Origin of the sequence: Runella sp. CRIBMP (assembly GCF_009905605.1) — a bacterium.
Taxonomy (GTDB): domain Bacteria; phylum Bacteroidota; class Bacteroidia; order Cytophagales; family Spirosomataceae; genus Runella.
The window spans coordinates 37047-50176 of record NZ_JAAAKZ010000019.1; the positions used below are offsets into that span (position 1 = coordinate 37047).

The 13130-nt window shown below is 47.7% G+C and carries 8 protein-coding genes; all 8 read right to left on the reverse strand.

Annotated elements, in window-relative coordinates; all coding sequences use genetic code 11:
• Positions 1-47 precede the first annotated feature (47 nt).
• The 8 genes from GVN20_RS25965 to GVN20_RS26000 all read right to left on the reverse strand — a co-directional run bounded on the left by GVN20_RS25965 (position 48) and on the right by GVN20_RS26000 (position 13112).
• The gene (locus tag GVN20_RS25965; protein ID WP_166561138.1) at positions 48-1733 is read right to left on the reverse strand and encodes a hypothetical protein; all 1686 of its coding nucleotides are present in this window, start codon (positions 1731-1733) and stop codon (positions 48-50) included.
• Between the two features lie 156 nt (positions 1734-1889).
• Entirely contained in the window at positions 1890-3311 is a 1422-nt protein-coding gene (locus tag GVN20_RS25970; protein WP_166561139.1) for an exopolysaccharide biosynthesis polyprenyl glycosylphosphotransferase, read from the reverse strand.
• A gap of 572 nt (positions 3312-3883) precedes the next feature.
• Positions 3884-6646 (reverse strand): hypothetical protein, encoded by a 2763-nt coding sequence (locus tag GVN20_RS25975; RefSeq protein ID WP_166561140.1) that lies wholly within the window; start codon positions 6644-6646, stop codon positions 3884-3886.
• Positions 6643-7353: a hypothetical protein gene (locus GVN20_RS25980; RefSeq protein WP_166561141.1), complete on the reverse strand. Its 711-nt coding sequence runs from the start codon at positions 7351-7353 to the stop codon at positions 6643-6645. The genes GVN20_RS25975 and GVN20_RS25980 overlap by 4 nt, the downstream gene beginning before the upstream one ends.
• A gap of 276 nt (positions 7354-7629) precedes the next feature.
• Positions 7630-8598, reverse strand: coding sequence for an SDR family NAD(P)-dependent oxidoreductase (locus GVN20_RS25985; protein WP_166561142.1), 969 nt, complete (start codon positions 8596-8598; stop codon positions 7630-7632).
• Between the two features lie 2 nt (positions 8599-8600).
• Positions 8601-9572 (reverse strand): glycosyltransferase family 2 protein, encoded by a 972-nt coding sequence (locus GVN20_RS25990; protein WP_166561143.1) that lies wholly within the window; start codon positions 9570-9572, stop codon positions 8601-8603.
• Positions 9573-9574: 2 nt separating this feature from the next.
• Positions 9575-11236, reverse strand: coding sequence for a glycosyltransferase family 39 protein (locus tag GVN20_RS25995; protein ID WP_166561144.1), 1662 nt, complete (start codon positions 11234-11236; stop codon positions 9575-9577).
• A gap of 238 nt (positions 11237-11474) precedes the next feature.
• The gene (locus GVN20_RS26000; RefSeq protein ID WP_166561145.1) at positions 11475-13112 is read right to left on the reverse strand and encodes a hypothetical protein; all 1638 of its coding nucleotides are present in this window, start codon (positions 13110-13112) and stop codon (positions 11475-11477) included.
• Positions 13113-13130 lie beyond the last annotated feature (18 nt).

Here is a 13130-nt window from a genome sequence, read left to right on the forward strand (position 1 = left end):
GCTTAGTCATTAGCTGTCGGTCGGTTTTGAACCGACTAACTGGTAAGTTAATACCTTAATTTAGGTTCAACCCAAAGGGCAGTTAGGCAAAGCAAAAAGAGCCCCAACCATGCCCAATCTGGCAATTTTTCGGTCATCTGTTGCGTCGTTTCTCTCGAATATTTCGGCAAATTGCTCTTGTGCGCCTGCACACTCTCCGCCATTCGGGCCGCATTCGATACCATCGTTTCATTTTCCTCTACGTACACTTCCAACGAATCCAGAAAGGTCTGCCAACCCGATTTTCTGAAGATATAGTCAGTACCATAACTAAGCGAGTTGAGGGCAGAACGTTGGAGTGAAACCGTATCTTCGGCCACCGAAATGGACGGGAGAGGTTGCGAAAATTTATTCAAAACCAGGCTCGCGCGCGTGTCTTTCCAAAGCGGGGCAGTCACTACAATATTCCCTTCTTGCGCGGGCACCAACGCCTGCAAAATACCCGACCAAATTTTATCATAAGCCAAGCTATCGCCGCTTAATTTCAACGAAAAAGTTTCGTTGAATAAACTAAGACCCACCATTCCACCCGTTTTTTGCACGGCAACGGGATAGCCCAAAATATTCTTTTGGTTTGGATTTTCTGCCAATCGGTACGGCAAGGCCGTCAGTTCGTTTCCTACCAAAACACTTTCATCATTCGAAATCTTCTTTAGATTCCATTTTGTTCCCAGTGCGGCATTCACCTTTTTTGCAGCTTGCTCAGGATTCGTTATGTTGTAAAATAAAACACTTTTCCCATCCGATACGGCCTTTTTCACCAACGGATGGCCCGCATTTTCGGGGTCAGTAAAGACAATATCGGGCACAAAATCTTTTTTATTTTTTACCTGATTCATGGATACACTCATTTGAGTATTCTTGGCTACGGCCGTAACCATTTCTACCCTGCTACCCTTTTTTCCCAACCACTCTGCTACGGCTTTGCTCTCAAAATCAGGGTTTTGCAAAACAAAGTAGGCCGAGATAGGCTGCGGTTTTCGGGAATAAAAAGCCACTTTCTGTAAGGGTTGATTGTCTAACAGCAAGGTGGTTTCGGTTCGTCCAATGGCAAAAGAAGGAAACGTAAGGCGAAAAGTTTGGCTTCCTTTGCGCAACGAAACACTGTCCAGTACCTGATTGGCATAGTTGATTTTGAGCACCTTAGGCGCGTCCAAGGCGACGGCTCCCGACACTTCCTGCAATTCTCCTTTTCGGAGCATGGCCTTCCACTGAATCGACGTTAATTCGTTTTTTTTAAACCACGGAATCCAATGAATCTCATGATTACTCAAATGGGCGAGCAATTGGGGGCGAGCATCCTGCCCCAGCACATAAACCGTTCCCAATTGGGCCACAAAATCGGCCGTTTCTGACGTACGGCGCTCAAAGTCTTCTAAAGAAAAAGTTTCGGTAATTTTCAGACTATCTTGGGCTTTTTTTACAGCATCTAAGGGTATATTTTCACTGACGAGCAATACACGGTTGGTATCGGCTGAGGTTGTCCAATGCGGCTGTATGACATAAATTAAAAGTACAATTCCCATCAAAACGTTGAGCCCCAAACGGATTTGCTTTCTTTTTTTTGACAATGAGTTTGCCCTCAAAAGGGCTCCTATTTGAACGGCTATTAGCGCAATCAAAGCGGCAATAATCAGCCCATCAAGCAGCGTTGGGGAAGAAAAAAAAGTCTGAAAAAAGAATAAAAAGGCCATTCAAAATAAGAATTGTGGATCATTTCATAAAAATAAGGAAGAAATCCCCAAAGACAACGCTAATCGGCCCATAAAAAAACCCTTTTCCGTCAGAAAAGGGTTTTTGTTACACTTCCACTCATTGTCAAAGAGGAGGGTTGCGGTGAAATGAGCCCGTTAAAATGCCTTGGGGTCTCCCTTCACCATGTTGTAAGCAGTACGGAGTACAATCTGAAAATCAAGCACTAAGCTCCAGTTTTCAATGTACCAAATATCATAATCGACGCGTTTGCGCATCAGGCCGATTTCTTGCGTTTCGCCCCGAAAACCATTCACCTGCGCCCATCCCGTAATGCCCGGCTTGAGGCGGTGACGAATCATGTAATTATCAATTTTGGGGAGTGTTTCTAAGCTATGCTTTACTGCGTGTGGTCGCGGGCCTACCACCGACATAGTTCCCAGCAGCACATTGATAAACTGCGGAAGTTCGTCGAGGTTGGTCTTCCGTAAAAACCGTCCAACTTTTGTGATGCGTGGGTCATCTTGGGTCGTTTGGTTAAATCCACCATCTGCCCTCACCGTTGAAGCGTTGTGGTACATGGTTCTGAACTTCCAAACCCCAATATTACGTCCGCGTTGTCCCCAACGGTCCTGGACAAAAAACACGGGTCCGCGCGAATCCCACCGGATGGCCAGCGCAATCAAGGGAAATAACCAAGAAGCGACTAGTACCAAAAATACCGCACTGAAAAGCACATCAAACGCCCGCTTGAGCATCCACCACGAATCCATTTCGAGCGGGGTACTGCGCACGGTAATCAACGGATAATTACCAAACAGCTCCAGTGAATAACGTGAGGCGCTGAACTGAAAAAAGCCGGGCGTAAAACGCACCAAAATTCCTTTTTTGTCTGCCCAGGTGATGATGCCTTTTACGTAACTTTCTTCAAATTGACTCGGCGCAATCACCAATTCATCAATCACTTTGCCAAGGGCCGTTTCGTTCAGAAAATCAATGGTTTCAAGAAGTGGTGGCGTGCTTCTGCCAGCTTCCTTGTAGCCCCATGCTCCCAAAATGGTGTACCCAAACTGTGGGTTTCGTTGCACCAAATCGCGAAAACCATCGACTTGATTCATTTCACCAACAATCACTAAGTTCCGCTGGTTTACGCCTTTTAGATTCCAGAAGCGAACTAACTTTCGGGTGCTGTACATTTTGAATACCACATTTGCCCCCAAAACCGCCACATACGCAAGGGTAAAGCTGCGGGTGTAGTCGTAATCTTTCAAGAAGAAAAGCGAGACCACTAAAATAATAAATTGGGTAAGCAAATTGGGCAACAATGCCAGAATCTCATCAATGAAGGTTACCGTTCGAAATTCATTGTACAGATCTGTGAGTTTGGAAGAGAAGTACCAACCCATTCCCATTCCAGAAATAATTAAAACATCTACCTGTTGTAAGGTACGGTTGGTAAAATTGGCGGCCAGTATGTAAGACAGCATAACTAGCATAACATCAGCCACAAAGCGTGGGTGATTTTTCCGTCGATTAATTTGGTAAGTAATCGTAGACGGTAGTAACGAGTGTTGAGACATAACGTTGAATTTACAATGGTTGATACTCGACCAAAGCACTAGTAATGTACCTTTATCAAAATGCCAAAATAATAAATTTTAATATCGGTAAAGTTATAAAACTACCTTACAATAAATATGATTTTTGTCATTTCTTATTGGTATATCAAATATAGACGAATTCCGTAAAATAAACCATAAATTTTTACCTTTTTTCAAAAAAAGTTATCAAATAATATTCTTTTAATTGAATTCGTAAAACCGATAAAGCATACACAAATGCATTAACTTAGGGTGAAAATCTAAAAATATTACAAATTTTATTTACTTAATTCATAATTAAATATCCCATAAAACAGCATATATTTAAAGAACAATCAACCAAAAATACCTTTAATTATCTCTAATTAACAAGTTTTACACTTTAAAGTCCTCAAATTATATATACCAAAAAAAATATTTAATTTGCATTCAAGCCTCGCCAATATCTCTTAAAGCATATTTATCTTCATCGGGAGCTTCCTCCGATTAGCGCCTGATTTTTGCTCCAAAATGTACCCTTCCGTAGTTTCAGCTAGGCGGTTCAATATTTATTATTTACAATATTCATCGGTCTTAATTTTAATGATCCAATCCGCCTTCTCCAGCTTGTAGGCATTTTCACTGAAAGAATAATATCCTGGTGCAGGCCCAGCCTGAAAATCGTAGGTTTTGCCCACTACCAGCAAGTCGGTCAATATACTGAATGAAGATTTACCTTCTTCATAGGCCAAATTGGGCAGGTTCCTCCATTGGAGCGTACCCGTTTCTCTGAATCGGCCGTATAGTTCTAGCGTAGGCAGTTTAGTGCGGTCCAGTTCCTTACAAGGGAATTGCAAGGTGATCAAAACTTGCCCTGGTTTGATATCTGGTGGCGCCCTAAACGAGGTCACATCAATAACCTGCGTCCCCGTCGCGCAGGCATCCGTCGAAGCAGAGTTGGCAATTGCCGTACTTTGGTTATCATAAATTTTTAAACGAACATTCTGCTCAGCATCCAATCCGTTGATTCTAATCTGATTACCATTATTAAGGGTTGTTGTAAAGGTTTGCAGTACTGCATTATTGGATACTTTGATTACCTCCCCATTATAAGTCCGCTCACTGATGGGCAAATTGCTTCTTACGCTGAAAGTCAGCGGCGACGGGCATTTCAGAACTGGTTTTTTAAACGAGGTCACATCAATTTCCTGAACTGTCGTATTACAGGCTCCCACAGCGGCTGAGAGCGCCACAGCCCCGCTTAAGTTATCCATAATCTTAAGGCGAACTGTCTCGTCGCTATAAAGGCCGTTGACATTGATTATTTGACCATTGTTGATAGTGGTGGCAAATGACTGCATCACTCCGTTGGTAAGGGCATTGATTACCTGCACCTGATAGGTCGTACCACTGTTTGGTAGATTGCTCTTTACCCGGAATCCCAACGGAACCGAACATTTGGGTGGAGGTGTTTTGAAATTCTCCAATACCAATGCCAATGTTACGTTGCTACACGCTTCTACGGCTCCCGTAAGCACCTGAGCCGAGCTTACAATGTCAAAAACGCGGAGTTGAATTTTACCCGTATTTTCATAAAACCCGCCGAGTCGAATCAAATCACCGTTGTTGGCAGTAGTTTGAAAGAACTGAATACGCCCTTTGGTATCGGCATCTATCACCTCAAACGAATACCGTCGATCACTGTTGGGCAGAGTACTGCTGATGCGAAATACGGGCGAAGCAGCACAGCGCTGCGGCGGTACCTTGAAATTATTGATCTCTATTCCCAACTCCGCATTACTCGCGCAAGCATCCACTGGCTCCGAGGTCACCACGGCCGAGCTTACAATGTCCGTAATTCTCAAACGCACCCTCTGGTCACTATCAAGCCCACTCAGACGCACCACTTCGTTGTTATTGGCCGTGGTTTGGAAACTTTGCAACGTGACGTTGGTTTCGGCGTTAATAACCGTAAAATTATAGCGGTAGTCGCTGTTAGGCAAGGGGCTCCTTATTCTAAAACTTGGCCCATTGGGGCATTTCTGAATCTGTTTCTTAAACGACGATACGTCTATTTCTTGCACTTCCCCACTGCACCCGTTGACCAATTGAGAATTGACCACCGCCGTTCCCAACACATCTGTAATGCGCAAACGGACAAATTGATCACTTTCTAACCCATTGACTTTTATGATCTCGCCGTTATTGACAGTTGATTTAAACACTTGCAGACGTGCACCAGTGGCTTCGTTGATAACCTCACACTGGTACTGGAGGTTGGTTATTGGCAGGCTGCTCTTAATCTTAAAACTCGGGCCCGTGTCGCACTTCTGCTTCGTAAATCCTGCCACCCACAGCGACAGATGCGACAGTTCGGCAATGTATTCCAACCCGCCATTGGCCGACTTTTGTACTTTCCCCGCGGTTTCGGTTTGCCACTGCTCCGTGGCAGCATCAAAGCTGTAAAGCGGGATAGCATCACCCGCCTGCACTACCCGCCGTTCTTGTGGATTGTACAACTGCGGCGAAACACTGAAACGCACCTGAATCGGTTGCGAAAGTGTTTTGACCAACTGGTACTGCTCATTGTGCAGTTGAAGCAGAAAAGCCCCCGCAATTTGGGTCAACTGCTGATTGGCCGCCACCGCCGTACCACCTGGGAGCAAGGGCTTTGTAATGGTTTGATTGGTGATGGGATTAATCAGGAAGGTTTCGTAGGGTTTGGCAATGTCGACCGATTGAAACCTCGCCGTCAGGGTTCCGTCGACCGCCGCTCCTTTTACATCTTTTAGTTGGGCCCCTTTGACTATTAGCGCTTTCGCTGTTGATTGCCCCGATAAAATCGGAGTTGGGGTTTCAATATTCCAATCTTTATCTAAGGCTCCTTGCCCTCCCGCATTCATTTGGGATACCCTCACCCGGGAATTAGTCCCCGAAGGCTGCATGATCAGCACTACCGAGCGTTGCACGTCGCTTTTCATTTCTACTGGCAAAATAGCATCTACAAAGCCCGGCGACTTCACCACTACTGTAAAGCGTAGGGGATTTTCGGGGGTAGGCCGAAGCCCAAGAGAATCTATCGACAAAAACAACGCCCCGTCGGAGGAGACTTTAATTTTCTTGGTATTGACCGTCGTAATCAGGCGATTAGCATCTGGCCCGGTCAAAATAACCTGCGTCGAAGCGGGCACACTGTCGCCCGCCGCTGTGTAATATTGTACATCCAGGGCCACTGGATACGGCTTTTTGAAACGAATTTCAAGCCCATCAATGGGATTCTTACAGGCACTGACCATTCCTAGCCACATCCCCAACAGCAACAGAACTCTTTTCATGGGCGGAGCGGTTTTTTAAACAATGAATATGTAAACACCAATTGCAGATTGGGTAAGAAGCGATACCCGCGCATATTTCGTTCGATGAGTGGAGTTTGTTCTGCAAGCGTGGTGGTTTCTAGAAAACCTTCAAACTCCATGTCCACTTTGGGTGAGCCTAAATAATAGCAGCCCATTTCTACTCCCATTCCGAAGCGGCGACGGGGAATAGACCGCCCGAAGCCAAACCCAGCATAACCCACAATCGGCGACCACCTCACGCCCAATTGTATGGTTCCAAACTCTTCGGGCTTCATCTGAATACCACCCAGTTCGAGCAGGGTTTTAGCCGTCATTTCCAGTCGAATATCGGGGCGCCAAGTGTAGCCTACGCCGCCAGTCACAAAAAAAGCACCCCGCCGAAAGGGATGCCATTTAAGGGAGGTCTGTACAAGTCCTATTACAAAATCAGGTCGCAGCTCAACAATCGAGCTATCGCCCAAATCCAATTCTAACGTTTTTTTGTATCCTAAATAAGTACCTCCTAGCCGCAGCACTAACCGCGCCTTAGTGGGTAGTTTCCAGGCCAAATGCCCCCCCACACCCGTGATTCCAGCGTGGATTCCAATGCCTCCCGGCAACCACTGTACGGAAGAATCTCCCTTGCTTTCCACTGCATACACTCGCCCCAAAGCAAGGACACAAACCACCCATAGTGCTTTTTTCATAACGCTACATTTTCAAAACGTTGAGTTTGTTTTCAGCCTTCCAACCTAAGGAAGCCTTGATAAACTTGGATAAAAATACCAAACTTCCTTCTACTTGCAAGGTAAATTTCGTAAAAAATCAGTTTTTCGCCTGCCAGCCCCCCCCGAAATATGGTAATGCGTTTTTTTTATATTAAATTTTCAAGAACACAACCGCGAGGTATTATTTCTACGAAGGGCCCCTATTCTATCACACTTCCCCCTATTTTGGCGATGCCGAAGCAAACAAAAAACGACCTAAACGTTTACGGGCGTAGCACTCGCCATCAGCCATTTCATATACTGGCGAATGCCTTCCTCTAGCGTGACTACGGGGGCATACCCGAGTTGTTTACCCGCTTTTGAAATATCCGCCGCCGTATGTCGCACGTCGCCCGCCTGCGCAGCGCGATAGATTACAGTGCTTTTTTTCCCAATAACCCGTTCAAGCGTCGAAATGACCTCCTCCAAACCAATGGACTTTGCCCCGCCGATGTTGTACACCCTAAATCCTTCCGCCGAATGTTCAAGTGCTTTCATAAAGCCCTGCACGGCATCTGCCACGTAGGTGTAATTCCTAAAAGTCTGACCATTACCGTACAATTCTATCGGCTCTTCGTCTAGTATCAGCTGTATAAACTTCCTAATGGCCATTTCTGGCCGTTGGCGGGGGCCATAGACCGTAAAAAGCCGTAAACATGTAATATCAAAGCCATAGAGGGAGTAATAGGAATACGCCAACAGCTCCGCCGCTCGTTTAGAAGCCGCATAGGGGGAAATAGGGCACTCGGCGGCGTCGGTTTCTTTAAATAGCGTAGGCGTTGTATCGCCGTACACTGAAGAAGAGGAAGCAAAAACCAAGGTTTTTACCTGCGCTTCCCGCATGGCTTCCAGCACCGCCAAGGTGCCGTTGATGTTGATTTCCATGAATTTTTCGGGAACCTCTACCGACGCCCGCACCCCCGCGTAAGCCGCCAAGTGAAACACTGCCTCACAACCATAATCAAGCATCACCTGCCGCAACGCCATCTTGTTGCGGATGTCTTCTTCAACGAAGATGAAGGCAGGGTAGGCCGAAAGAAGTTGAACATTTTCGCGCTTAAGTGCCGCGGAATAAAGATAATTATCTAGATTATCAACACACAGAACGGTATGCCCCTGCCGCAACAATCGCTCCGATAAATGGGAACCGATAAAGCCCGCCCCCCCTGTGATTAATACAACCATGTTTATTTCTTTTTAAATTCTGGATAATATATCTGCCGAATCGTATAAGGCTTTTTACCTTTTGCTTCATAGAATGTGCGCATCAGCAGCTCGGCCAAAATACCCAAGCCCAGAAAATAACCCGCCGAAAGCATCAACAACAGGGTTGCCAAAGGCAAACTCCCTAAGGTACTATGTGGAGATAACCACCATCGGGTCACCGTTAAAGCCCCCAACCCACTCCCACCCATGACCAGCCAAAAAGCGATACGTCCAAAAAAATGAATAGGCTTCGATAGGTATTTTTTTAAAAAATAGACCCATACCAAATCACTCATGACCTTCACCGTACGCCCTAAGCCGTACTTGGAGGTTCCCGCAAGCCTAGGGCGATGGTTGACCGGCACCTCCGTCATGCGTGCGCCCTCGATGGCCGCCAACACAGGAATGAACCGGTGGAGTTCGCCGTAGAGGGGCAGCTTTTTGGCCAATGAAGCCCGAAACACCTTCAAGGTACTTCCGTAATCATGGAGGTGAACACCCACCAGCCGACGAATGAGCGCATTGGCGAGTTGGCTAGGGAGCTTACGGGTAAAGTAGTTATCTTTTCGTCTTTTGCGCACAGAAGCCACCAAGTCATAATTGTCCTTTTGGGCCAAGGTTAGCATGGATGGAATATCCGCAGGGTCGTTTTGCCCATCGCCATCAATGGTGACAATGTATTTACCACGTGCCACTTCAATACCCGCCGCCATGGCCTGGCTTTGACCGTAGTTTTTCTGTAAGTCCACCACGACTGGGTGGCCCACCGTGGGATTCAATGCTTCCGCAAGGCTACCGTCGGTTGAGCCGTCGTTGACAATGATGATCTCGTACATGTATCCGCGCAGGGCATTCCTGATTTCGGAGAGCAAAGGGCGAATATTCTCTTCCTCGTTGTAAACCCCGATGACGATGGAGACCTGAAGATCCTCCGTAGGAAGTTTTAAAGTCATATTTAATGGTTAAATTTAATAGTGAGGAGTCTGTTGTGGATAGTAGTACCGCCTCCTAACTCCTTCTTTTGGGTTGAGTCAAACCTAATAAGTTTAGCTTGACGCTCGGGGTAGAGCAGCACCGTTGCGTACTCATGGTAGCGTTCTCCCACCAGATGCACTGAGTCCGCAATGTAATAAGCGCCTGGTATTTTTTTCGACGTGCTCGTCAGCACCCGCCCACGCAGGGCCGAAACGTGAAAACTGTTAACATCGGTCGCGCCATCATCTCCGATTGTCTGCCCATAACCGTACAAAGGCAAGGGCTTTCCTTGCCCATCCAGCGTGAGGCGAGCCACTCGCTCATTGTTGTCTTGGTAGCGTTGGCGCTTGTCTTTTCGGGGTGGAATAAACAAAAAATTAAACGACAGCCGCGCCACCAATAAAAATACAATAAACACATCCAAGCGCCAGGCGGGGGTTTTCCAAAATACCCACGTGCATCCGGCCAATGCTACCATGCTAAGTGTACATACCCAGTATACTTCTGGCAGATCCCGCGTCGATTTGATCCATGCCGCCGCCCAAATCGCCACCGAAGTCAGCCCCATGGCCGCGCCATACACCCACTCAACCCATTTGCGCGGGCGACCTTCGGGGTGCCGCTCATAGGCATCGACAAACAGTACAAAAAGCAGCGGCAACAACATTAGCGTATAACGCGCGTATACCTGCGGAGAAATCCAATACACTGGAATATTGGCGATAAAAACCAACCCACAAAACGTAAAAAATGAATTCTCTTTCAACCGAGCCTGCCAAGGAGAGCCAAAAAACACCCACGACAGCAACGTAAACGGCAAAAAGTGAAAGAAAAACTCGAACGGAAACGACGCCAAGTGCTCCAGCGTAGCTACCCAACCAAACACCAATCCCGTCCGTTTGGCGCTTTCACTCCATAAAATCTGAACGGCTTTGTCGAGAGGGAACCCAAATTGCGCCGCGCTCAGGGTATAGTAAGTACCTACAATGCCCACAAACAGCGCAATTCCCACAAAATGCGCGGGATGCCACAACACCCGCCATTTGCGTTGATACCCCAGCCACGCCACCAAAGTAAGGCCCTGAAATACCAACGAAGGCAATCCCTTCATCATAAACCCCAGCGTAGTGAGCAGGTATGAAAGGAGAAAAAGGCCCCAATAATTTTTCTTTCGGTCGTAGGCATAAACCACCATAAAACCTGAAAAAGTCACCCAAGAATAGGTGCTGTCGATGAGTCCATAAAGTGTTTCGTAAAACAATACCCGTCCGTTCACCAGTTGCAGCAGCGCTACCACGGCGGCGGTTTGGTATGAAACGTATCGTCGTAACCATAAAAAGATCGTCAACGAAAACCCCAGTACCGACACTGCCATGGGAAACCGTAAACTCCACGACGAATAATCGCCCCACAGCCGATAAGACCCCAAAATCAGCCAGTTGTACAACGGCGGTTTGTTGAAATAAAATTTGCCGTTCAGCGTCGGCGTAAGGTAATTACCCGTCAAATCCATCTCCAAGGCCACCAAAGCCCGGCGCGCCTCATCGGTCGACATGTCCAGCGGGACATACCCCAAATGAGAAAACAGCGCCGGCACGGCCAATAGCGCCGCGAACAGATGGTATGGATTGTATTTGTTCATCTAATAGTGGTTAAAAGAACCGAAAAATGTAAAACCGCAAAATGCAAAACCGAATCCGTAGGGGCAGGCCTTGCGTCTACCCTATTTTGCGTCTGCCCTCTTTTGCGTCTAACCTATTTTGCGTCTAACCTGCGTCTAATCGGCCTTGCGGGAGGCAGGCCTGTTCGGTTTATAGCCGGGCAGACGCGAGGCCTGCCCCTACATTTTTCATTTAACATTTTTCAGTTTCAGAGACACTTTATTTACAGAAACTTACATCGCCCCTGATTTGGTATTCAAAGGTAAGGGTGGTGTTAGTGGTTCCTGTTTTAAAAGGTTGTGAAAAAACATCTTCTCCGTAGTATAAACGTGCTTCATAGTCGGTATTGGGTTCCAAACCCACGAATGTTCCTTTGCCATCGGGGCCAAACTGCGTACTCGGCCAGCCGAAAGGCGGCGGTGAGCTTACTTTGGCGTAGTAAATAGTGGCGGGCGACGTGATCTCAAACTTCTTGCCGTTTTCGCAGGTTGCTTTGGCCACCGCCGCTACATTCACCGTATTTCCTGCCGCCGGAGGGGTAAGTCTCAACAGCAGCGGAAGGGCGCAAAGTGAGCCGGTATATTTGTAAAGACTGATGCCCGATGGCGTAAAAAGCTCGACGGACATGCTGCGCCCTGCCGCATCCAACGAAGCACCGGGAAAATAAATGGACACGGTACCATCGGCCCCGATCGCACTTTGGTAGCGGTACACATTGCCCGGATAAAAATTCTCCCGAAATTCATATTCAAACGCTAACCCCGCCGGTAAGCCAGTGACATTGAAATAATTCGCATCACAGCGATTCTGCGCCTGCCAGCCAATGGCTCGGTCAGAGAAGTGCGTCACGGAAAATTTTACCCCCAAGCCGCTGCCCAGCATTTCCGCTTTGGTCATTTGCTCGTACGCCCATACGCCCGTTTTTTCGTCGTAAACGTACACCTGCAGATCATCACCGGCTTTTACCTTTTGCTTAGTGATCGGGTGAACGAATTCTGATGAAATGCCCGTGCTCACCATTACGGGGTTGCTAAACGCGCTTACTTTGGTGCCTTTCGCGTCAGTCAGCTCCACCGATAGGTACCCGGCCGGTTGCAGGGTAGCCTTCACATCCGTTTTTCCGTCGGCATCTTTGGCCAACTGAATGTTGGACCCGATGGCCGTCCCCAGCATCGCCGTCGAAGACTGCGTCGAATAAGTCGAAACCGTCGCGGTGACGGTCGCGATGATGGGATTGCCTTTATCATCCCGCAAAATTGTATTTTTCGGAAATTCGATGGTCGCCTGTACGGGTGCGCTGTTGGCGGTGGCTGGGGCCGAAACCGTTATTTGCTTAGCGGCCGTCAGTCCCGCTGCGGTCGCGGCGGGCAATGCTTCCGTCTTGACGCCCACGCCCGCCGGCGGTGCCGACTCTTTGACCAATGCGAGGGTAAAAGGTGTATTGAGTTCCTGCACCAACGGCACCGTCACACTCGAAGGAATGTACCCCGCTGCATCCGCCACGATCTTAATTTCGGCCGGGGCCAACACCGACGGCACCGTGCCCGTCAATCCAAGGTACAGGCTTCCTCGGTCGGCGGTAAAGTTGCGCAGGGCTTTGCCTTCAAAGGTCACGATCCGCCCCGCATCCTTGCCCGTGATCAGGATCTGTACGGGAACCGTCAGCGGAACGCCCGTTTTGGCATCCACGATCAGGCCCTGCACCAGCGTTTTGGCGGGTTGGTATTTCAGTTTATAGGTTACATTGGCAAAAGGCTCCACTTTGGTCATGTCCGTGATGGCTTTGCAGCCAGTCATCAGTACCAACAACAGCAGAATGCCGGCCGGGTTATTAAAAGACAGTAGTGATTTTTTCATTGGTATAGCGTTTTTCGA

Bases quoted from the DNA above. Each gene is read 5' to 3' on its own strand.
- GVN20_RS25965 (WP_166561138.1), bottom strand. From the start codon at position 1,733: ATGGCCTTTTTATTCTTTTTTCAGACTTTTTTTTCTTCCCCAACGCTG.
- GVN20_RS25970 (WP_166561139.1), bottom strand. From the start codon at position 3,311: ATGTCTCAACACTCGTTACTACCGTCTACGATTACTTACCAAATTAAT.
- GVN20_RS25975 (WP_166561140.1), bottom strand. From the start codon at position 6,646: ATGAAAAGAGTTCTGTTGCTGTTGGGGATGTGGCTAGGAATGGTCAGT.
- GVN20_RS25980 (WP_166561141.1), bottom strand. From the start codon at position 7,353: ATGAAAAAAGCACTATGGGTGGTTTGTGTCCTTGCTTTGGGGCGAGTG.
- GVN20_RS25985 (WP_166561142.1), bottom strand. From the start codon at position 8,598: ATGGTTGTATTAATCACAGGGGGGGCGGGCTTTATCGGTTCCCATTTA.
- GVN20_RS25990 (WP_166561143.1), bottom strand. From the start codon at position 9,572: ATGACTTTAAAACTTCCTACGGAGGATCTTCAGGTCTCCATCGTCATC.
- GVN20_RS25995 (WP_166561144.1), bottom strand. From the start codon at position 11,236: ATGAACAAATACAATCCATACCATCTGTTCGCGGCGCTATTGGCCGTG.
- GVN20_RS26000 (WP_166561145.1), bottom strand. From the start codon at position 13,112: ATGAAAAAATCACTACTGTCTTTTAATAACCCGGCCGGCATTCTGCTG.